Below are 19529 nucleotides of genomic sequence, written 5' to 3'. Positions count from 1 at the left end.
GAACATCGCCCGCCTTCGGCGACTCCTCTCGTTCTGAGACCTGCGAGGCGCGCGTCCGATTTCCTGGCCCGCTAAGCTGCAAGCGGACCGTCTCCTATCGGCCACCTTCGGTCGGCTGCTTCGCGCCCATTCCAGGCGTTCAGAGGACACAAGCGGCTTCTCCGAAGCGGACATTGCTGCAGCTCAGCTTGTAGATCTGCGTTGCGCCATCTGCGGACCTTCGGCGGCCTCGTCGCGGAGGACCGGTGTTGATCCATGAGCCGCAGATGTTCGCAGGGAGGGCGTTATGGAGCCTTTAGACGGCTCTGTCGGCGCTTCGCATAATATGCAGTATAGAGCGGCGGCTCCGAGCAACCGCCAAGGCCGAGTTCTGGCAGACTAACCCCTTCTGTCGCTCTCGACGTTCCTCGCCCTGAGAAGCGAAAGGAAATGTGACATGAGAACGTTCTGGATGACTGCCGCGATGGGCTTGAGCCTCGTAGGCTCCATCAGCGTGGCGTCTGCCAACCCGTTGAAGGACGACAGCGCACACAGCCGGCACCGCGACAAGTATGGGGGCTTTGGTGGAGACCGTGGCCGTGGGCATGGCGGGGGTTATCACCATCACGGCTACGGATACGGGCATCCACGCGGATACGGGTTCTACGACGAGCGGCACAGCCACCGCGTGGCGCGCGCCCGGGATCACGGCCAGTAGCAGGAGGGACCGGCTCTGCCGTCACGCGCGAGTTCGCATAAGTCGCACATTTCCCTTCGCGTAAGTTCGAGTATGGAACCGAAAACCGCCATCTAAGAAGTGTTCGGAAGCTCTGAGCTGAGCCATCCGGCGCGACTAAATACAGTAACAGTTGTTCGAGCCCACTCTGGACCTCCCGGGTCCGAAGTTCGACTTGCCAAAGCTTCGAACCGAAATCCACCCTTGACCGCCGGCCATGCCCTTGGCCAATGAACATCATGACGCCGCGCGGCTCTTGGCTTGTGTCGGCCTGAAACTTTCCATCACTTCGTATCGTTTGGTACGGATTTAGCGCTACCTGGGGAGGGCGGCCTTGACCCGCTTTGATGCTGAACTGCAGGCTGCGGCTTTGGTTGACGAGATCATTGCCTTCGACCTGAACGCGGCGGCGGCGGCTTTCGAGCGGCTCGGTCAAACAACGGCAGCTCGTTCTCTCCGGGAGCGGGCCGCTGACCTGCTCGCGGAAGCCGGTCGTCTGCAAGCCAAGCTGGATGAGGTGCTGCCGCTTCTCGGTGACTCGGCGCGCTTCCTACACGGGCGCTCGCTGGCGATCCGGGCGCCCGGCCGGCCGGTCGCGCCGCCAACCAAATCCTAGCAGCTCTGTCACTCGATCCGATCGAGAGGCGGGTCGATCATTCCAGAACGCAAACAGCTCATCGCTATCGCTCGGGCAGAGTGCCTAGCGCTGCCCTTCACCAAAGCTCAGGTACCCGGGGTCGAACTCGGCGAAGGCCTTTAGCCGCGCCACGTCCGGGATGGTCAGCCGGCGATGGCTCCAGACGATGAGGCCGCTGCTGCGCAGGGATTGCACCACACGGTTGATGTGTACCTGCGAGATCCCGATCACGTCCGCCAAGTCCGGCTGGCTGAGGCCGAACTCGAAGCTGTTCTCGTCTGCACGGCCTGTGGCCTGCAGGCGCACGAGCAGTTCGCAGAAAACAAAGGCCAGCTGCTTGTCGGCGCCTCGGCTCGTGCTGGCGAGCCACTCCTGCGCGATGTTCAGCTTCACCAGCGTCATCCACCAGAGAGTGCGTGCAATCCGCGGGTAGGTCTCGATGAGGTCGGCCATGGTTTGGCGCGGGATGTCCGCGACGGTGCAGGGGGTGAGCGCCCCGACCATGTTCCCGAGCGTGTAGGGAACGGGCAGGTGACCGTCGCAGAGGTCGCCGGGCAGGATTAGGGAGATGATGCGCCGCGTGCCGCCGGACCAGATCTTGTAGCGGCAGGCGATGCCGCTCAGGATCATTTGGACGCTGTGAGGCTCACCCCCAGCGTCGATGTCAGTGCGCGCGGCCACAGCTCGGGGGCGCAGCGTCAGCGTGTGAAGTGCCTGCCGCTCGGGCTCAGACAAAAGGCCGGCATGTTCGAGCCGTCCGATCAGCAGGTCATGCATCGCTCAGCCCGGACCGCCTCTCGACGCGCGGGTTGTCTGGCCCGCCTCCACATGCACGGCACGAGCGTAGCCATACGACCGGGACCATACAGAAAAATGATGGATGGGTACCGCTGAGGCGGTTCATCGACCGTCGATGCGCGACACAGCCGGAGGCTCGTCAGCCTGCCTTGGGCGGTCACACGCGTTGAGACGGAAGAGGGTGCTTGGCTGGTAACCCAGTCCGTAACGCTATGCGCGGATCGGGTGTTAGGGAACCGCCCTGTTTGCCTCAAGCCGGCACCCACTCGCTCTCAAGCAGTGCCCGGACCGGCTCAGCCTGCTGCAAGGCCTGTTGTCGGGCTGCCTCCAGGAGCGTGGTGTCCTGCCCTTCAGAAACCGCGTCCTCCGCCAGCTGCCGGCACAACTCGGCTCGCTCGTTCAGCAGCGAGAGCACCGAGCCCAGCCGCATCTCAAGAGCCACAGCCTGCGCTTCGAGCATTGCATCGCCGGTCAGCACATGACCGATGTGGCAGCGCCACTGCAGCAGTGTTCCCGTGGCACTGCGCTCCGTCACTCCGCTGCACTCCGGGCAGCTCAGCGTGAACGGGCGGTTGAGCGTATATTCGTCACCCATGCTCCTCTCCCTCGGTCGAAGGCGACGGTTCATTCGCAGAAATAACGCCTTGCGCGAGCCTTGCGATCAGGCCCGGCATGGCCGCAAGCGGGAGCACGTGGTCGGCACCCGCATGCCGAAGCGCATTGATCGGCATGTCAGGACAGGCGGCCTCCATGGGGCTCTGCACAATGGCCAGACCGCCGCGTGCCCGGATCTCATGCAAGCCGGCCGCTCCATCGCTGAGCCGGCCGGTCAGAAGCACCCCGATCACTCTTGCCCCATGGCAGCATGCGGCCGAGCGAAACAGCGGGTCGATAGCTGGTCGGGCGAAGTTCTCGCGCGGACCCCGCGATAGCCGGATCAGGTGTGGCGTGAGGCAGAGATGATGGTCAGGCGGTGCGACGTAGATGTAATTAGAGCGGAACGGCTGGCCATCATAGGCATGTACGGCCGGCAGCACGGAGCACTGGTTCAGGAGTGCGGGAAGCAGGCTGCGATGCCGCCCGATGTGCTGCACGACGAAAAACGCCGCTGGAATGCTGATATTGAACCCGGCGGTGAGTTCTTGCAGGGCGCCAACACCGCCCAACGAGGCTCCCACCACGACGATGGCGACGTCGCTCACAGGAGTTCCTTCCGGCTTCCTTGCCGTGCGTCAACGCTCTTACAGCGCTTTCAGCCTCACCATTCGCGTTCCGTTAGGGCTTGCCTTCATCAGACCTTAGCTGGAGCGAGCGCCGGCCCGGTCATGGCTCGTCCGCGAAGCTGAGGAAGTGCGCGTGATGGGTGCGGGCAATTGCGAGCGTCCGCTCGATCTCGGTCAAGACCTGCCGGGCGTGCGCCTGCGCCTCGCCGGTCAGCTTGGCGATCAGGCTGATCTGCTGCGCCCGGCGCTGCTCGGCCTCGGTGACGTACTGGGTCGCGACGTTGAAAGCAGTCTCATTCATGGCCCGCGCTCTTCGGCTAGCCCAGCTCGAACGCGCCCAGCCGGTCCGCCCTTGTCCCGCGATCCGCTCCGGTGAAGCTTAACGGTTTGTTGCCGGTGTCTGGTTAGGATCTGTCAACTTCTGCCGGAGCTTACCGATGCGCGTGTTGCTGATCGAGGATGACGCATCGGTCGCGGCGAGTGTCGAGTTGATGCTCAAGTCCGAGAACTTCAACACCTACACCACCGATCTCGGTGAGGAGGGCGTCGATCTCGGCAAGCTCTACGATTACGACATCATCCTGCTCGACCTGAACCTCCCGGACATGTCCGGCTACGAGGTGCTGCGCTCGCTCCGGGTCGCCAAGGTGAAGACCCCGATCCTGATCCTGTCGGGCATGGCCGGCATCGAGGACAAGGTGAAGGGCCTCGGCTTCGGGGCCGACGACTACCTGACCAAGCCCTTCCACAAGGACGAGCTCGTCGCCCGCATCCACGCGATCGTGCGCCGCTCGAAGGGCCACGCCCAGTCGGTCATCACCACCGGCGACCTGATCGTGAACCTCGACCAGAAGACCGTCGAGGTCTCGGGCTCGCGGGTGCATCTCACCGGCAAGGAGTACCAGATGCTGGAACTCCTCAGCTTGCGAAAGGGCACGACGCTCACCAAGGAGATGTTCCTCAACCATCTCTATGGCGGCATGGACGAGCCGGAGTTGAAGATCATCGACGTCTTCATCTGCAAGCTGCGCAAGAAGCTCGCCAACGCCTCCTCGGGCAAGAACTACATCGAGACGGTCTGGGGCCGCGGCTACGTGCTGCACGATGGTATGGTCGAGATGCGAGCCATGGCCGGTTAAGCCAAGACAAGACGGTCGGCTGCGAAGCTGAAGGTCAGCCTCAGAGCCGAATGGACTCGATCTTGTCCAGGTTCACCGCGCCGGCTTGCCTGCCGTTTCGTAGGTAATCTCAAGTTCTTGTTCTAGCTCGATCACGCGCCGCAAGGCTTGCTCTGACAGGGATACCAACTCGCGCCTGCGATCCTTGCTCGACACCCCAGCCCGTTCCGCATGTTCCATCTCGTGAAGCAGAGCGATCAAGCCGTCGCGCTTCTCGCGGGCTTTCGTCAGCTTGCTCTCCAGAGCGTCGATCCGGATCTCGTCGTCCTCAATCGTCACATCACTCTCCAGAAGACCGCAACGTCTGACTCCGCCATGGCCGCCTCCTGCGTAGTGTGCCGCTCATGATTACACCACCTGCTCGGAGCCGCCCAAATTTCACGCTCAAATTTAGTGCTGGCCGAAACAATGGCTCAGGTTGCTGCGTTAGTTAGAGGGGCTGAGGCCGAGGTCTCCTCCATGTTCCGTCTCCTCGTTTTTCTTGCGCTCATCGCTGCGCCCGGGACAGTGCTAGCACGTCCTGCCAAGGCCCCGCTTAAGACCAGACAGGTGGTGGTCGTCCCGCCGGCAGCACCCGTCTGTACGCGTGTGCGGAGGAAGTCCTTCCATCAGGCAGAGGGTTGGTCCGTGAAGACGGTCTCCCTCGCCTGCAAAACCGTGGTGGCCGTGGCAAGCCAGCCTGGAAGCAAAGATTTCACGAGCTTACGCACGTCCAAAGGCGCCAAGCCCAATTAGTTGCTCAGACCGCACGCATTTACGATGGCTCCTAAAAGTGAGAGGCATAGATACTCTCAATAAAAAATTGAATATGCCGTCGGCGTACATTAACAAAATAGTTCTCAAGCCTGAACTGGCCGGCTGTCTCGATCAAGGTCCGGCCTCATACTCCCGCCGCACCTCCGCCAGCTCTCTCGTGCGCTCCTCAACCTTCCTCAGGACGCACTGGTCGGACAGCGGATGCCACATCGTGCCCTCAAAGACGCTCATGTAGAGGTCGCACTGAGATGTGCTGTACCTTCGCCAAGCCTCTTGGGCTGACGCGACATCCTTCTGCTTGTCGGATGGGATCGCCTTGAGAAACCGCTGGTACTCTCGGTCCAACTTCTTCTGAGCCTTATCGATCTGGCTGATCCAGCAGGCTCTCGTGTCAGCGGTGGTTCGCACCCTCTCCGCACAGCCGATTGCCGCCTTGGCGAAGGCGCTCCGCTCTACCTTGGGCGCTGCTGGCCCGCGCGCTTGCGCCTCGCTAGCGCCGAGGACCAGGAACCCGAAGGTGGCAGCCACGGTGATCGGCTGAGTGATGTTGCGCATCAGAACCTCACCTGACCTGCCGGGCATGGTTTCGGCGGGTGTGCGGCTGGCCTGCCAGGCGAGCCAGAGATCCGCGGAAGCGGCATCCGCCTCAGCTTTGCGCGCGACGAGAATGGTGCGAGCTCGGTGGCAGGCTCACTCACCGCAGGAAGCAGGCTGGCCACGGCTCAATCCCAATCCTGGCTGTCGCGTTCGCAGGCGCCGCCCATGCGGCTCGCGATGGCGGACATCGCCGCGTCGAGGGTCATGTGCAGCCGGAGAACCCCGTGCAGGGTACTTGTCGGCACCGGCTCGATCTCGAAGGGCTCTGAGGCATCGGATTTGCGGATCGTGCCGAGATGGCGGCCGAGACGGTAGTCCAGGTTCCAGGCGGTGCCGGTCGAGCCAACCGGCGTGACGATGACATCCATGGCGAGCTTCTCTGAAAAATGAGGCTAGCGTGGTTCTCACGCGTCGAAACCGTCTTCATCGGCGAGCGCGTCCGGATCGTAGGACGTGTCCGGGTTCGCTTCGTCGAAGCTGTCGAAGAAGGTGTAGGTCGCAAGATCCTCGATGCTGATGATCGAGGTGGCGAGCGTCAGGATCTGACCGGACGGGTCGAGGGCGCGAATGGCGTAGTGAGAACTCCCGACAACCCCCAAGGCCTCGATGTAGGCGACCATGGCGCCTCCGGACTCCTCCGTCCTGCGCCCGTATTTCCCCGCGAGCACGTCGTCGGCCATGGCTGCTCCTCGAACGCAAGATAACAGATCGTCTGGCGTTCGGATCGGGGCCTCAAGGGACGCCGCGAGACCGGTCGAAGCGCCGTAGCACGCTGACACGCATCTGAAGCGAACCGGTCCGGCCTTCGCCCGCTGGGGCTCGGCGCGGAGAAAGAACCCGGCTGAAGCGCGCCGCGCAACGGCTGAGTGAAATTCGAAAATTAGCAATTTAATCGGGCGGGCCGGCCCTAAAATTTTCAGGGGTCCAATTTTTAAAACCTCTGACAGAAACCCTGTGCGGTCCGCACCCCTACCGGCCCCAGACTTTCACCGCCCCCGGGGGTCTATCTCAACCCTGCCTCGCAGACCGGCTCACGGCTGCGCTCAGCGGGCCGTGAGCGGGCTTCGTGCGTGGCTTGGCTGTCAGGGTGCTAGCCTGACGTGCTGTGCGGCCCTACTGAGCCCCGTACCCTTCGGTACTTCATCCTCTGATCCGCTCGCGAGCTGTCACCGTGGGCAGGCCGTCTCTGCCGCCATGGTCCGCATCCACTGCCGAGCCGATGGAGGGCATACCAATGCGTTTCAGTTGCAATGCCCAGGGCGATTGGGTCGTCGACCCGGCCGAACTCGCACGCAAGCTCGGCATCTCGTGTGAGCAGTTGAAGATCGAGAAGATGCTGGGGCTCGTCCACACCCGAGTCGTGCCAGGGCGCGGTGCAGATAAGGGCCGGTCGCAGGTCACGGTCCGATGCCGAGAGGCAGCCTGGCAGGGCTTTTTCGACTGCGCCGGATATCTGATCAATGAATGTCGTATGTCGCCGGACAGCGTGTCGGGGGACACCGTTCACTAGGACGCGCTGTCGAGGAGTTGCCTCATGCCTGCGGATGCTAGCCGAACGGGTCTCGCGCAGACTGCACTCGACGCCTACCTTCGCGCGGAAGGGGCCGCCCGGCGTGGGCTGGACGGTGCTCCCATCTGTGAGATCGTCACCTGATCACCGATTTGCTCCTGCTCGCTCAGCAGAGGGGCTGTGATCCGGTCTCGGTCGTCCGCAAGGCAGAGAAGCACGTGCTCGCGGAGACCAGTCAGCGCTAGTGAGGGATCAGACAGGCCCACCGTCACTGCTTGATCCGGACGCGCGTTGTCGTCATCGCGGGCAGGATGCAACTGGTGGTGGAGGTCACGTGCCGTTTTTCTATTTCGACGTGCTCCACGACGGCGACGACGTGACCCGGGACCACAAGGGAGTCGATCTCCCCGACATGGAAGCAGCTCAGGTCCATGCTCTTGGGATATGGACGCGGATCATTCAGGAGCGGGCATCCGGTGGGCGGGATCCGCAACACTGGCGGGTCGCGATCCTCGACGTGCACGCGACCGTGCTGGCCCTGGTGCCTTATCCGACTGATAGCAACGCGCTGGGATAGCTCACGGCTGCGCTCAGAGGCTCGCTCGCTTCACTGTTGTCTTGGCTGTCAGGCAGTGCGCTGAGGCTATCGGCCGTCCACGGTCACGCTGTGCTCACCAAGCCCATAATCGCGTGCGATCTGTCACCGCCATCTCGCGGCAACAGATGCATGTTTTCCCGGTGATAGCGGGATTTGGGAGGCTGTCATGCAGCTCATCCATCACCCGCATTCCGGCAACACCGCCATTAGGCTCCTCGGGGCCGCTCTCCTCCTCACCGTCGGCACGTTCACGGTTTCGGGGGCGATGAGCCTTCACGAATTGGGGGTCTGGGAAATTGCGGCGTCGCTTCAATCTCTGAACGCGGAATAGCGATCAAGCGGCACATCTGTGATCCGCATCACGGACGGTGCCGGACTGAAGCGGTATTCTGAAGGACCTCTGCGTAGGAGGCTCATATGCGAATTTCGCTGAGACCGACACTCCGACTCTTGGCCGTGGTCACTGCTGGGGTGATCGCTTTCGCTGCGTTCTCGCTGGTCGGACGCGCCTATCATCCTACCGAAGCCGTGGCCGATCAGGTGCAGCCCAGCGACGAGGCGCAACCGGAGGCGGCCCCCAGGTCAAACGACTCGGATTGAGCGTTGGCTCTCGAACTGGCGCCCTTGTCTTTGGCCGTTCCTGTCGCCTGGACCTCAGCGCAACCAAGGAGATCCAGGTCGGGACAGTGGTGTGAAACGGTCAAGCTTTAGCCGCATCGGTTCCCCAGGTGGGTGGAATGATGCGCGCGCTCATCCGAAACCGACTGAACCGGGCCACGAGGATCCTAATTGCCGTGGCTCTGTGCTTGGTCGCCGCGCTCGTGCTGGTCTCTCTGGCGAAGATAGAGTCCCAGGTCCAGGGGATTGAGCAATTCGCGGTCAGCGACGCGAGGTGATCGGGGTGGCGTACCGAGGAACGGGAACCGCAGCCCCACGACTCCCAGCATGTCTCAGATTTCCGGCTGTAGGCCGATATCGGCGCCGGCTAATTCCGCCCAATCCGCAATTGCGAGCCCTGGCGCCCAAGTGCGTTTGAGGGCGACGTTCAGAGCTTGGAGGGCATCAGCGCGCCGCTTTGCAAATCTCTCTGCAGGTTCGGGGATGCTCAGGCCTGCGCCGCATCCATCCAGCGGATAATTCGCCTCGAACTCATCGTGCAGGAACGCTCTCGCCGCACCTCCAGCGCCATACGGGCGGGCGACTCGTGCGCGCTCACGAAGGCCGAGTGATCGCCCCGGCCTCGAACCACTTGTAGGCGCCTACCAGAGCGAGCACGGAGGCGATGGTTTCTCTCGCGATCAGCGAGGTTTGAACAGGTTCGGATCGAACGGAGGTTCGAACCCTCACAAGGCTGACGCAAGCCGCAGGTTCGACACAACTCGGCCAGCCACGCCAACCCTATCGCGCCCAAGCCTCTTCGCCTCATAGAGCGCCTTGTCGGCTGCTGCGATCAGGGCCGCAGGATCGACTGCCGGCGTGCGCGGGATCTGCGCCAGTCCGCAGCTCACCGTCACAACGCCATGAGGGCTGGCCGCATGTGCCAACTTCCAGCCGGCGACGGTATCCCGAATGCGATCCGCAACGATGATGGCTCCTTCGACATCCGTATCCGGCAGGATGACGGCGAACTCCTCTCCACCGATCCGACAAGAAATGTCGTGGCTTGGATCGGTCGCAGCCTCAATCGAGCGGGCGATTAGTTTCAGCGCCTCGTCACCCTTCTGATGTCCATATTTGTCGTTGAAGCCCTTGAAGTAGTCGGCGTCGATGACGAGCAACGACAAAGGCTGCTGTGAGCGCACAGAGCGCCGCCATTCTTGCGCAAGGACCGCATCGAACCGCCGCCGATTGGCCAATCCGGTGAGTGCATCTGTGGTTGCCAGTTGCGCCAACTCGATGTTCAGTTCCGCCGTCGCCTCCTCAGCGCGGCGGCGCTGCGCCAGTTCGCGTCCGAACAGCCACGTCAGCAGCATCGTCACTCCGCAAAGGCAAAGTACGACGCTGCCGAGACCGAGCGCTTTGCGCTGCCAGTCGGCGTAGATCTCTCCCGGGGGTACTGCAGCACTGAGCTGCAGGGGATAGTCGCCGATATGGGCAAAGGCGAAGTGGCGGTCGCCCGCACCCAGCATGGCCGGACCGACGAAGCTGCCGCTCTTGGCCTTCAGGATCTCTAGGTAGCTGGCGGTATCAGCCACGCTAGTGCCGATTTGGCGCGGATCGAAGGGCTCACGCATCGCGACGGTGCCACCAGGTCCATACAGCGTCACGGTTCCTGCGTGGTCGACGCCGGCAGCCGTGAAGAGACCACGAAAGTAATCGAGGAAGATCGCGCCAGCGACGACACCGGCGAACGAGCCGTCCGGGTTCGAGATACGACGGCTAAGCGTGATCACCCACTGCCCGCTCAGGCGTGAGACGGAAGGGGAGCTGACATGCAAGTCGTCGTCAGCGTGTGTGGCGAAGTAGCGGAAATACTCGCGATCTGCGCTGTTGAATGCCGGCGGGATGGCTGATTGCGAGGAGGTGACGACATTCCCGGCTGCGTCGAGCACAACGATGCTGCCGTAGCCGAGCGCGGTTGCGGCACGGTCGAACAGGAGCATGTGGCGAAGGTCCGGGCTGAGGTCGGCCACGTCCGGCCGCTTCATGCCATCGACCACGGCGCGTAGAGAGAGATCGTAGAGTTCGATGTTACGGGCGATGTCGCGCCCGAGCACTTGGATGAGGCTGCGGGATGTGATTTCGGTGCGCCGAGCAGCATCAAGGCGCATCTGCCAGAGCATGAACACCGACACTGCGCATAGACCGATCACCGCGAACACGCTGAGAGCGCTCAGCCACGCAGCGGAATGCGTCCACCGGAAGATCGGCTTGAGGGCAGGACGCACAGGCATCGGACCAAATTTTAGCTTCATCAAACTGCTTGATACTGCGACGAGTTGATCAAATTCCTGCTAAGTCGGGCGACTGCAAGCGATCTCTTGGGTGAGGTAAATTTTTACCATTGAGGCGTGCCTCCACATCTGCGGCTTGGCACTACTTTATGGGTTTAGGCCGCCGAGAGCGCTCCTACGAAATAGAGTGAGCCATCACCGCCGTTGGCGCTCCGGCCGGTCGTGCAGCATGTGGCACCACTAGCTAAAAGCCACGAGGTTCGCGTCTGAGTTGTTTGAGGTGTCGTGACCCGATCCCGGCCCCGATGTAGACGACCGAGACCACCATTCTCACAAACGAGGAACGGGAGGACTGGACCGCCACCATCATCAAGCAGGCTGGGGGAGTGCCGCGCCAGAGGGGCGACAAGGAAGCATGGAAGTAATTCGTGGACCTTCTTGAAGGGCTCAGAGCTGCCGTCAGAGAGGCAGCCCGATTGCCAATGGATTTGGTTCCTCAGTGCCCTTTTGGCGGTGCGCTCATCGGACAATCTGGGATCTGAACCATCATCCGGGTCGAGCGGATCGCTGCCAAAGTATCCGCAGAGCGAGGCGTATCAATTGCCTCGGCTTCGAGATCGGCGAGAGCCTCCAGTAAATGTTTCCGGCCATCAGCATCTCTCGGGTAGGGTTGGTCCGCCAGAAGCAGGAGCAACCTACTCATAAGCGAGCAACCAAATCGCTGAAGTGACAGGCCCATCGTCGTGCTCCGCACTCGTTCAGAGCACGTAGCGATGTGTCATCCGTTTCGTCACTCAATCATGTCAACTTTTCCTCCTAACACGCCTGGAACCTTCCTTGGATCTGCGCGGGGTATGGCTTAAGGTGTGGCCCCTTGAAAAGGTCACCCATTGCCTTTCGCCGAAGGAGCGTGCGCCGATGCTCTGGCCGGTCATGCAGCACGTGGCATCGCTGGCAGAACGCGGCGAGGTTGTCCTCGGCATCGAGGCCGACAAGCTCGGAGCGGCGCAATGCTCCCGAGAAGTCCAGCGCCACCAACGCTCGATCCCGCTTGCCCGTGAGGGTGTCCGGTATCCTCATCAGCATCGCGGCCAGCACTTCGGCGGTGGCGGCGGCCTTTTGGTTCGGGGCCGTGCCGATCCGCCGGCAGATGCCCTTCACAGCAGCATGCACCGCCTCGGTGTCTGCACGATCTCTTCGGCGACCTACAGCACTCCACTTCCCAACTCCGACCTACCGAGGTGGTCAGCTGATCCTTAAACCGCCTCTGCGACGGTTCTGACCGAGGCACGATCAACAGCCCTGACCACCTGTTCGGGTGCAAGGTGATGGATCATGTGGCCCATGAGGGAAGATCGCTCCGCGCGACAGGAAGGCTGTATCGTACTCACGGCGTTCCGTGCGACGGTGGTCGATGATCAAGCGCACCTGGGCGGTAACGAAGGCATCCCTCGGAATAGGAGTGTTAGTGGTCTGCGCCCTGTACGCCGCGCAGAAGCTTGATCGCGAGCGCGCTACCGAATGGCAGCAGCGCATAAGCAGTGCCGAGGATTTGCCTACGTCGCTAGCACGCACGCCTGGAGGCCAAACGCAGGCCCCCTCCCAATGAAGTGAGAGTCGGGATTAGAGGCGATGCCGGTAAATGCGTCAGCCAACCGACACTCAGCCGCGGTTCGTGAATTGGGCGTTATGGAGCAGGCCACCAGGATGGGCTGGGGTACAGGCCGACATTTCGGCCCATGCCCCAATCAGTGGCTCAAAGGAGCAGCATGCCGGTCGTCGGCACGTGGACGGTGAAGCCCGGTCCCTCGTCGACCCAGCCCGGCCCAGCCGTGCCGTGGTTGATGCCGTAGGCTTCGCTGGCGTCGGCCGCGTAATGATGCACGCCCGTTGTCGTGTTGAAGAAGCGCTCAAGAGTCACCTCGCCAAAAGCATTGGCGGTCGGCGTGTTGTAGGCCTCGAAGGCCACGCCCTCGTAGTGGTAAGTCGGCAACGTCTTGAGGATGCTGGCTTTCTCGTCGGCGCTCGTCCTGTAGAAGTGGTCGCCCGTCGCCGTGTCGAGGAAGCGGAACACGTCAACCGTGTTGGCGCTCTTGTCCGGCGTTGACCAAGCCACGCCCTCGTACTTGTAGGTCGGCAACGTCTTGAGAACGTTGGCTTTCTCTTCGGCGTTCGTCGTGTAGAAGTGGTCGCCCGTTGCCGTGTCGAGGAAGCGGTAGACGGGGTTCAGAGCCCCCGTCACGAAGGCGTGGTTCCCAGTACTGTCGGTGTAGTTACCGACGAGCTGGCCAGCATCGTTGACGCCCGTGATGCTGGTGCTGGTCGCGCCGTTGTAGTCAATGTTTTGAAATACGCCGTTCTCGAGCGTGAAGCCGTGCGAGTGGTTCGACGCATCGGTGTAGGTGCCAACGACCTCGCCTGATGAGGTCAGGCCGGTCACGGAGGTGCTGATTGCGTTGGGAACGTCGATGGTGACGGGCATCGAGCCGCTCAAAAGGAAGCCGTGCGTATGCTGGGACGCATCCGTGTAGCTGCCGAACTCGACGCCTCCCGTGACGCCTTGCAACCTGGTCGAGGTTGCCGATGGAACGTCGACTGTCGAGAAGGTGCCGCCGACATTGACGAAGCCGTGGGTGTTACCCTGCGGGTCAGTCTTCAGGGAGTATGACCCGAAGATGGTGCCGTCCTCGTTGATGCCGGAGATGATGGTCGAGCTTGATCCGGGGAAGGACACCGGCATGGTAACGCCGTTCGCATTGATGAAGCCCTCGCCGGCGTACGTGCTCGTGAGATAGTTGCCGACGATCGTCCCGGAATCGTTCTCGCCCGCCAACTCGTAGGTGAGCAAAATGAGGGGAGCCCGGTCAGACGGCGGGTCGAAGGAGACTTGCGAGTAGCTTCCATTAGCGTAGTTGAAGTACGTAGTCGATTCACCAATTCTATATCCCTGAATATACTCCACGAGAACCTTACCGTAAGGCGTAATGTCCAAGGCGTATATACTTAGACCTGGCGCGGTCGCATGGTAATTCAGCAATGTGAAGTCATAGTGCTGCATCGTTTCGGCCCTTACGGCTACAATCACTCACTCAGGAATGCCCGTACGGGTTGTGTTTTAGGTTCACTGTACGGAACGAGCAAGGCGAAACTGGCTGCCAACGCAGCAGACAGTCGACGGGCTTCGGCCTCGGGCGTGGCCTCGAGATCTGGACCCATGCGCCTATGGAGGGTTCAGGACGATCATGGAGCCGCCCCTCCCGTTGCTTCCTGCCAGCGTCGTCGAGGCCCCGGTCCAATAGGGCTTGCTCCAGCGGAACTTAGCAGGCGCCATCCTGCTGCGGTGCGGTTCGCCGACTGGGCGTTATGGAGCCTCCGCGTGGCCATTGCCTCAGGAGCAGCGAGAGGTGGCCAGGGCCTCCAGGATGAGCTGCTGGTGCTGGCGCCCCACCGCGAGCGTGTGTTGCATCGTCCGCAACAGCGCCTCGGCCAGTGACGTATCCCAGCCCCTCGCATCCATCTCCGCGATGGCGATCTCCTGATCGACTACGCGCCTCTCCCAGTCGCTCAGATGCCGCGTGGCCTGGACAAGGTGCTCGTACTCGCGCTCCAACCAGGTGAGGTGTCCAGGATTGCGGTCGAGGTCGGCCAGATCCGGGTTCATCGCACGCTTGCCGACTGGCGCTCTGACCACGTCTCGAAGGACCAGAGCAGGTTCGCCTGTGCTGCGCGCATGTGCGCCGCCTGCCTGAAGGCGCGCTCCACGTTCTCGTGCAGCCGCGTCGTCTCACGGTTGATGGCCAGCGTGAGCAGATCGAGCTGGTTGAACAAAGCCTCTGTCTCCGGCGAGAGCGCAAGCGGCGCCGGCTGGCACGCTCTTGGTCGCTTGGTCACCCGCTCCAGGAACGGCACCTCCATCAGGAGCTGATCGGCCTCATCCCGGATCTCGAACGCGCAGGCGGCCGCGTCATGCCCTTCCTGCACCAGCTCAGCCATCAGCTTCGGGATGGTCCTGCAGACGTCGAGATAGGCCGTCTCCAGGTCCGGCCGGATCATGCCGACCTCATCTCGCTCCAGACCGCCGGCCGTCCGAAGATGAAAATGATAGAGCGTCATCTGTCCTCGTTACCCTGCCTAAATGCCGCTTCACCGGCGGAGGAACTGCCGTGATAGGTCACCATCGTCTTGGCGCAGGAGCAGCGCGCTAACTTGGGTTGAGCCGCTCGGAGCCGTTGGCGTCGAGATGACGTCCCTCGCGGTCGAGATGCAGGTAGTTCACGTTGAACAGCGACACCCGCTGGAGCCGCTCCAGATCCGGGATCGTCAGGTACTTGCCCTTCAGCATGACCAGCCCGGTGGTGCGCATCTCCTGCAGCACGCGGTTGACGTGCACGTTTGACAAGCCCGTGGCGTCGCCCAGATCAATCTGGGTCGCTGGCAGAGCGCAGCTGTCGCCGTTCGTGAGCCCGACCCCACGCAAGCGGATGAACAGCTCGCAGAGGAGATGGCCGATCCGCTCCAGGCCGGTGCGCTGACCGAGGTTGACCGTCCACTCGCGCTGGGTGGCGGCGTGCACCAGCATCTCCCACCAGAGCGCCTGAGTGATGCGCGGATGCTGTTCGGTGAGGCTCAGGAGGGTGTCGCGCGAGATCTCGGCGAGCCTCACATGCGTGATGGTGCTGATCGAGTGATCCATCTCGCGCAGCACGAAGACGTGCGGATCGCACAGATCCCCGGGCAGGAAGAACGAGATGATCTGCCGGCGTCCGTCCTCCAGGGTCTTGTAGCGGCATGCCCAGCCCTCAAGGATCAGGTTGACGTGGTCGGGGTTATCGCCCTCGCGGATGATGTCCTGGTGAGGATCGAAGAGCCGCACCCGCTGGCGAGCGGCTTCTTCGAGCGCATGCCGGTCATCATAGGAGAGGCGCGCGAATTGCTCCAGCTTGCGGATGAGGTGCTGCGGCATGCCGGCCTCCACGACGCGACAGCGGCAACGTATGTCACTCCGTTTGCCAATAACTTCACTTGTGTGAACGTCCTGCGGTCACGTGAAGGGAAGGCGCATCAAAGTCGCCCAGCTGCTCCAAGCCGTTCCAATAGGGCTTGTCCATGTGGACCGTTCCAAACGGCGGAAAATGCCGTGTCGGGGAAACGACGGAAAATCCGACAGGCCGGTCGGGGCGTACGTGTCGAGCGTGATGCGCCCCGCACGTGTCGGAAAACCCTGTCAGGAAATCAAATGTCCAGAATACGCTCGTGGCCGGCGCTCCTCAAGTGCGCCGTGAAGATCCGGAAGGGGCCAATCTGAAGCCTTCACCTGAGCCGCGCCGAATGTCTGCTGACCCACGACCTAATTGCCGAAGCGGACGGACCGCAAACGGCCAGCTCCCGTCACTTTAGGTGTGACGACATGCGAAGGAGTGCCTCGCGAGCAAGGTGATGCGCTGCGATGGTCCCGGTTCAGCCGCTTGGCTCTGAGGCGACCCTGGTCCGTGCTATCGTGCTGATGCGGCAACTTAGGCGCCCGTACTGGGAGTTCGCTGAGCTCTCCCTATTCTTGCCCTCAACCTGCGGTTCGTGCGCTGGCTATCAAGGTCGGCGCGCCGCTCGGCCTGGAGGCATTCCCGACGATGGCCCAGCATCTACCGGACCTGCCACCGGAAGCATTCGCGAAGCACGATAGTGATCCCGATATCCTGTTCTACGCCCAACCGCGCTTCGTGACCCATATCGACGCTGATGCTATCGCAGCTGTGACCGACCTGTATCGGGAGGTTGCCCCAGCGGGCGGCGACATCCTCGACCTGATGTCGAGTTGGGTCAGCCACCTGCCGGAGGAGGTTGCCTATGCCAGCGTTATCGGACACGGCCTGAACACCGCGGAACTCGCCGCCAATACTCGACTGACCCAGCGTTTCGTGCAGGACCTCAATGCCGCGACGGACCTGCCACTCGACACGGCATGCGTCGACGCTGCGCTGATCTGCGTCTCGGTGCAATACCTTCAGCGCCCTGTCGCCGTCCTATCCGAGGTGGCTCGCGTGCTTCGCCCGGGTGCTCCGGCGGTGATCAGCTTCTCAAACCGCTGCTTCCCGACCAAGGCGGTGGCCATCTGGAACGCTCTCGACGGCACGGGACATGCCCAACTCGTCGGTCTATATCTCCAACGCGCCGGCTTCGTCCGCATCGAAGGACGTATCCTCAAGCCCGATGGAGGCCCTGGCGATCCCATGACGGCGGTGATCGGCTGGACCTCCGCGGCCTGAGGAACCCGGTGCTGGCTGGTCCCGACGGAGAGACTGTGCAGGACGGCGTGTGCCGATAGCCGTGGCGACAGCGTGAGTGTCACGATCCCACCTCGGCGCTACCCTCGAAGGCGCCATACTTGCCCATCTCGCCTAAAGCGTACGCCGGGAACCAGTTGCCGTGGAAGCCCGGCGGGATCCGGTGCCTGAGGCGGACCTTGGCGACGGGCGGCGCGTCGAACGCTCGCGCATCGAGGACGGCGAAGTCCGTCGTGTCGCGGGCGGTATCAATGACGAGCCCGACGAGCCAACCTTCGTCCTCGCCGGCCCCAGGGCGCGCTGGCACGAAGACGAACTCTCCCGGGATGCGGCCGGCATCGAACTCGTGCACGTGGCACTCGCCCGTCTCCAGGTCATGCTTGTAGAGCTGCGTCGCACCGGCGAGTTGCGTGTTGCCGTCGGCAGGGACGCTGACCGTGTAGAGGTAGCGGTGACGCTGCCCGAGAAGCCGCTCATCGATGCGGGGAAACTCCTGCGCCGCGGGGTCGAGCACCCGCCGCTCGACCCGCCTCGTCGCAGGATCGATCCTCCAGCGTTCGAGCCGGCCCGGGCTGTCGAGCCCGCCCGCGGCCGAGGTGAACACCGTCTCATAGGCGATGACATCGAGGATCACCCGCCCGTCCGCGTCGTCGTAGGCGTTGGCGGTGTGGAATACGAAGCAAGGCTCGACCTCGCACCAGAGGATGTCGGCGCCGTCGCCCTGCCGGGGGAGTAGGCCCACACGGGCCCTGTGGTCGGGGTTCCAGCGGAACGGGAAGCGGTAGCCGGCCAGCACCGCCCTCAACGAGAACGTGACGGGCAGGTCGAGTACGATCATAAAGCGCGCCGTGATCGCGCAGTCGTGGATGCAGGGGCCGTGCTCGACCGCGATCGGCACATCCCGCGCCACCTGCCCGGTCGGCGCGACGACGACGTGGCGCACGCTGTCCCAGACGCGGCCGTCATAAGCGACCGCGTGGGTCTCACCGGTCAGCGGATCGCGGTGCGGATGCCCAGTGAAGGATCCGGCGAGCGTCCCGTCGAACGGGTTGTAGCGCTGCTCCTCCAAGGTCCGCGAGAGTTCGACGGGGAAGCTGCCAGCTTCCACCACGGCGAAAATCCGGCCGCCGATCTCGACGACGTTGGTGTTGACGGTGTCGTTGCCGCCCCGCCGCGGACCGGAGGCAGCAGGCCGGCCGAGCGCCGCGGCGGCGGTGCACGAGCCGATCCAGCGGTTGCGATACCACAGCGCCCTGCCGCCCTCGATGGCGAGACCGTGCACCATGCCGTCGCCAAGGAACCAGTCGTGGCCCCGCGTCGCCGGACGGACGGGGTTGGCTCCCATCTTGAGGTAGAGACCGTCGAGCCCCGCCGGGATAGCCCCGGTGACCGGCAGGTTTTCGAGTGTCAGCTCTTCGCGCATCGGTTCGTGTACGCCGACCACGAAGGGGTTTCGCGTTATGGGCAGACGCAGCCGGTTGCAGGCCGCCAACAGACCGACGCCGGCCTCGGCGGCAGCGCGGAAGGCCGACTGGACACGGTTTGGCATCGGCAGCGATCCCCGGATCAGGTGTTAGGCTAGAACGTCGTCGAGGCAGGGCCGCCCGGTTACCGGCCGCCGAAGGAAGATCTCAAGGACCGACGCGCCTCTGCCCCCACGGGACGTACCGGCGACCGCACGGGGCCTTGAGCACACAACAGAAATGCTTGGATGCGGGTAAGCATACATCCCCCGATCCTGACGACGCCACGCTGTCCCCCTTGGGTCCATCATTGATGAGGCGCTGGAACCGGGGTCGATCATGGAAATTGGCTTGCCGAGCCGACGTTCACGCCGGTCGGGAGGAAGACTTGTCTGAGGATACCGAAAAGCACCGCGCCTTGCTCAGTGCTCTCAGGGACGCACAGGGGAAGAACGATGGCTCCTTCGAGCAGGCTGTCACGAACGCCTTCGAGCACGTCTTCGAACACCTGGGACACTTGAACGATCACGTCTCCCGCAGCGGCCCGGACGGCGGTGACCCCCGCTTAGAGCCTGGCGGAATCGCCAACCCTGCGATAGGGCCAGCCTCAGCCGTCCGCCAATCCGCAACTGCGGCCTTCTCCCTAGCCCAGAGAAGGCGCTGAAGGCGGAGTAAAGCACCGCGCTTTTACCGACTCGGCCGCGCACCTACTTACCCGGCATGCCTGTCCTCCTAGCGCTCGGCGCCGCCCTCCTGTTCGGCCTCGTGTTCGGCCCTCAGTGGTGGGTGCGCCGGGCGATGCAGCAACACGCTACCGAGCGGCCGGACTTGCCCGGGACCGGAGGCGAGCTCGCCCGCCATCTGCTCGACCTCGCACGG

At 63.0% G+C, this 19529-nt stretch carries 23 protein-coding genes and 1 pseudogene; 8 read left to right on the top strand and 16 right to left on the bottom strand.

Annotation, left to right across the window (positions count from 1 at the left end; translation table 11 throughout):
* Nucleotides 1-436 precede the first annotated feature (436 nt).
* Both F6X53_RS29985 and F6X53_RS29980 read left to right on the top strand, forming a co-directional pair.
* Entirely contained in the window at nt 437-697 is a 261-nt protein-coding gene (locus F6X53_RS29985; RefSeq protein WP_151005267.1) for a hypothetical protein, read from the top strand.
* 352 nt (nt 698-1049) lie between these two features.
* Nucleotides 1050-1331 carry a hypothetical protein gene (locus F6X53_RS29980; protein ID WP_151005265.1) on the top strand — a complete coding sequence of 94 codons (282 nt, stop codon included), beginning with the start codon at nt 1050-1052 and terminating at the stop codon, nt 1329-1331.
* A gap of 84 nt (nt 1332-1415) precedes the next feature.
* Here F6X53_RS29980 and F6X53_RS29975 read toward each other — a convergent pair whose 3' ends face one another.
* The 4 genes from F6X53_RS29975 to F6X53_RS29960 form a co-directional block, all read right to left on the bottom strand.
* Nucleotides 1416-2129, bottom strand: coding sequence for a Crp/Fnr family transcriptional regulator (locus F6X53_RS29975; RefSeq protein WP_151005263.1), 714 nt, complete (start codon nt 2127-2129; stop codon nt 1416-1418).
* A gap of 271 nt (nt 2130-2400) precedes the next feature.
* Nucleotides 2401-2745 carry a hypothetical protein gene (locus F6X53_RS29970; RefSeq protein WP_151005261.1) on the bottom strand — a complete coding sequence of 115 codons (345 nt, stop codon included), beginning with the start codon at nt 2743-2745 and terminating at the stop codon, nt 2401-2403.
* Nucleotides 2738-3352, bottom strand: coding sequence for a chemotaxis protein CheB (locus F6X53_RS29965; RefSeq protein ID WP_151005259.1), 615 nt, complete (start codon nt 3350-3352; stop codon nt 2738-2740). The genes F6X53_RS29970 and F6X53_RS29965 overlap by 8 nt, the downstream gene beginning before the upstream one ends.
* Nucleotides 3353-3473: 121 nt before the next feature.
* Nucleotides 3474-3674: a hypothetical protein gene (locus F6X53_RS29960; RefSeq protein WP_151005257.1), complete on the bottom strand. Its 201-nt coding sequence runs from the start codon at nt 3672-3674 to the stop codon at nt 3474-3476.
* A 136-nt stretch (nt 3675-3810) separates the two neighbouring features.
* Here F6X53_RS29960 and ctrA point away from each other — a divergent pair, with 136 nt between their 5' ends.
* The gene (ctrA, locus tag F6X53_RS29955; RefSeq protein ID WP_151005255.1) at nt 3811-4512 is read left to right on the top strand and encodes a response regulator transcription factor CtrA; all 702 of its coding nucleotides are present in this window, start codon (nt 3811-3813) and stop codon (nt 4510-4512) included.
* Nucleotides 4513-4584: 72 nt separating this feature from the next.
* Here ctrA and F6X53_RS29950 read toward each other — a convergent pair whose 3' ends face one another.
* The 4 genes from F6X53_RS29950 to F6X53_RS29935 all read right to left on the bottom strand — a co-directional run bounded on the left by F6X53_RS29950 (nt 4585) and on the right by F6X53_RS29935 (nt 6584).
* Nucleotides 4585-4830 (bottom strand): hypothetical protein, encoded by a 246-nt coding sequence (locus F6X53_RS29950; protein ID WP_151005253.1) that lies wholly within the window; start codon nt 4828-4830, stop codon nt 4585-4587.
* Between the two features lie 588 nt (nt 4831-5418).
* Entirely contained in the window at nt 5419-5862 is a 444-nt protein-coding gene (locus F6X53_RS29945) for a lysozyme inhibitor LprI family protein (protein ID WP_191971059.1), read from the bottom strand.
* Nucleotides 5863-6029: 167 nt separating this feature from the next.
* Nucleotides 6030-6272 (bottom strand): hypothetical protein, encoded by a 243-nt coding sequence (locus F6X53_RS29940; protein ID WP_151005249.1) that lies wholly within the window; start codon nt 6270-6272, stop codon nt 6030-6032.
* Between the two features lie 36 nt (nt 6273-6308).
* Nucleotides 6309-6584 carry a hypothetical protein gene (locus tag F6X53_RS29935; protein WP_151005247.1) on the bottom strand — a complete coding sequence of 92 codons (276 nt, stop codon included), beginning with the start codon at nt 6582-6584 and terminating at the stop codon, nt 6309-6311.
* A gap of 554 nt (nt 6585-7138) precedes the next feature.
* Here F6X53_RS29935 and F6X53_RS29930 point away from each other — a divergent pair.
* The 3 genes from F6X53_RS29930 (at nt 7139) to F6X53_RS32780 (ending at nt 8343) form a co-directional block, all read left to right on the top strand.
* Entirely contained in the window at nt 7139-7414 is a 276-nt protein-coding gene (locus F6X53_RS29930) for a DUF6522 family protein (RefSeq protein ID WP_151005245.1), read from the top strand.
* Between the two features lie 334 nt (nt 7415-7748).
* The gene (locus F6X53_RS29920) at nt 7749-7991 is read left to right on the top strand and encodes a DUF6894 family protein (protein WP_151005243.1); all 243 of its coding nucleotides are present in this window, start codon (nt 7749-7751) and stop codon (nt 7989-7991) included.
* 187 nt (nt 7992-8178) lie between these two features.
* Nucleotides 8179-8343 (top strand): hypothetical protein, encoded by a 165-nt coding sequence (locus F6X53_RS32780; protein ID WP_191971058.1) that lies wholly within the window; start codon nt 8179-8181, stop codon nt 8341-8343.
* Between the two features lie 1012 nt (nt 8344-9355).
* Here the strand turns inward: F6X53_RS32780 and F6X53_RS29915 are convergent.
* From F6X53_RS29915 to F6X53_RS29885, 6 genes are all read right to left on the bottom strand, one after another.
* Entirely contained in the window at nt 9356-10834 is a 1479-nt protein-coding gene (locus F6X53_RS29915) for a GGDEF domain-containing protein (protein WP_191971057.1), read from the bottom strand.
* Nucleotides 10835-11722: 888 nt separating this feature from the next.
* Entirely contained in the window at nt 11723-12067 is a 345-nt protein-coding gene (locus F6X53_RS32775; protein ID WP_191971060.1) for a hypothetical protein, read from the bottom strand.
* A gap of 595 nt (nt 12068-12662) precedes the next feature.
* Nucleotides 12663-13754 (bottom strand): hypothetical protein, encoded by a 1092-nt coding sequence (locus tag F6X53_RS29900; protein ID WP_151005239.1) that lies wholly within the window; start codon nt 13752-13754, stop codon nt 12663-12665.
* Between the two features lie 540 nt (nt 13755-14294).
* A complete protein-coding gene (locus F6X53_RS29895; protein ID WP_151005237.1) occupies nt 14295-14567 on the bottom strand; it encodes a hypothetical protein in 273 nt (90 codons plus the stop codon).
* On the bottom strand, nt 14564-15019 hold the full coding sequence (locus F6X53_RS29890) for a DUF6894 family protein (protein WP_238298388.1): 456 nt from the start codon (nt 15017-15019) through the stop codon (nt 14564-14566). The genes F6X53_RS29895 and F6X53_RS29890 overlap by 4 nt, the downstream gene beginning before the upstream one ends.
* A gap of 88 nt (nt 15020-15107) precedes the next feature.
* Nucleotides 15108-15869 carry a Crp/Fnr family transcriptional regulator gene (locus F6X53_RS29885; RefSeq protein ID WP_151005232.1) on the bottom strand — a complete coding sequence of 254 codons (762 nt, stop codon included), beginning with the start codon at nt 15867-15869 and terminating at the stop codon, nt 15108-15110.
* 664 nt (nt 15870-16533) lie between these two features.
* Between F6X53_RS29885 and F6X53_RS29880 the strand changes: the two genes are divergently transcribed.
* Nucleotides 16534-17169, top strand: a complete 636-nt coding sequence (locus F6X53_RS29880; RefSeq protein WP_151005230.1) for a class I SAM-dependent methyltransferase — start codon at nt 16534-16536, stop codon at nt 17167-17169.
* Nucleotides 17170-17248: 79 nt separating this feature from the next.
* On the opposite strand, the gene F6X53_RS29875 is transcribed toward F6X53_RS29880, so the two are convergent.
* On the bottom strand, nt 17249-18736 hold the full coding sequence (locus F6X53_RS29875) for an 8'-apo-carotenoid 13,14-cleaving dioxygenase (protein WP_151005228.1): 1488 nt from the start codon (nt 18734-18736) through the stop codon (nt 17249-17251).
* Between the two features lie 251 nt (nt 18737-18987).
* Nucleotides 18988-19167, bottom strand: coding sequence for a hypothetical protein (locus F6X53_RS32770; protein WP_210386427.1), 180 nt, complete (start codon nt 19165-19167; stop codon nt 18988-18990).
* A 203-nt stretch (nt 19168-19370) separates the two neighbouring features.
* Between F6X53_RS32770 and F6X53_RS33930 the strand changes: the two are divergent.
* Nucleotides 19371-19529: pseudogene (locus tag F6X53_RS33930) on the top strand (zinc metallopeptidase); the annotation flags it as partial.

Source organism: Methylobacterium soli (assembly GCF_008806385.1).
In the GTDB taxonomy this organism is placed as follows: domain Bacteria; phylum Pseudomonadota; class Alphaproteobacteria; order Rhizobiales; family Beijerinckiaceae; genus Methylobacterium; species Methylobacterium soli.
Note: the sequence above shows the minus strand (reverse complement) of the source record. Positions and strands in the feature narration are given on the sequence as shown.

Excerpts from the sequence above, each read along its gene's own strand:
- F6X53_RS29985 (WP_151005267.1), top strand. The coding sequence starts at position 437 with ATGAGAACGTTCTGGATGACTGCCGCGATGGGCTTGAGCCTCGTAGGC.
- F6X53_RS29975 (WP_151005263.1), bottom strand. The coding sequence starts at position 2,129 with ATGCATGACCTGCTGATCGGACGGCTCGAACATGCCGGCCTTTTGTCT.
- F6X53_RS29970 (WP_151005261.1), bottom strand. The coding sequence starts at position 2,745 with ATGGGTGACGAATATACGCTCAACCGCCCGTTCACGCTGAGCTGCCCG.
- F6X53_RS29960 (WP_151005257.1), bottom strand. The coding sequence starts at position 3,674 with ATGAATGAGACTGCTTTCAACGTCGCGACCCAGTACGTCACCGAGGCC.
- ctrA (WP_151005255.1), top strand. The coding sequence starts at position 3,811 with ATGCGCGTGTTGCTGATCGAGGATGACGCATCGGTCGCGGCGAGTGTC.
- F6X53_RS29945 (WP_191971059.1), bottom strand. The coding sequence starts at position 5,862 with ATGCGCAACATCACTCAGCCGATCACCGTGGCTGCCACCTTCGGGTTC.
- F6X53_RS29940 (WP_151005249.1), bottom strand. The coding sequence starts at position 6,272 with ATGGATGTCATCGTCACGCCGGTTGGCTCGACCGGCACCGCCTGGAAC.
- F6X53_RS29935 (WP_151005247.1), bottom strand. The coding sequence starts at position 6,584 with ATGGCCGACGACGTGCTCGCGGGGAAATACGGGCGCAGGACGGAGGAG.
- F6X53_RS29930 (WP_151005245.1), top strand. The coding sequence starts at position 7,139 with ATGCGTTTCAGTTGCAATGCCCAGGGCGATTGGGTCGTCGACCCGGCC.
- F6X53_RS32780 (WP_191971058.1), top strand. The coding sequence starts at position 8,179 with ATGCAGCTCATCCATCACCCGCATTCCGGCAACACCGCCATTAGGCTC.
- F6X53_RS29895 (WP_151005237.1), bottom strand. The coding sequence starts at position 14,567 with ATGAACCCGGATCTGGCCGACCTCGACCGCAATCCTGGACACCTCACC.
- F6X53_RS29890 (WP_238298388.1), bottom strand. The coding sequence starts at position 15,019 with ATGACGCTCTATCATTTTCATCTTCGGACGGCCGGCGGTCTGGAGCGA.
- F6X53_RS29885 (WP_151005232.1), bottom strand. The coding sequence starts at position 15,869 with ATGCCGCAGCACCTCATCCGCAAGCTGGAGCAATTCGCGCGCCTCTCC.
- F6X53_RS29880 (WP_151005230.1), top strand. The coding sequence starts at position 16,534 with ATGGCCCAGCATCTACCGGACCTGCCACCGGAAGCATTCGCGAAGCAC.
- F6X53_RS29875 (WP_151005228.1), bottom strand. The coding sequence starts at position 18,736 with ATGCCAAACCGTGTCCAGTCGGCCTTCCGCGCTGCCGCCGAGGCCGGC.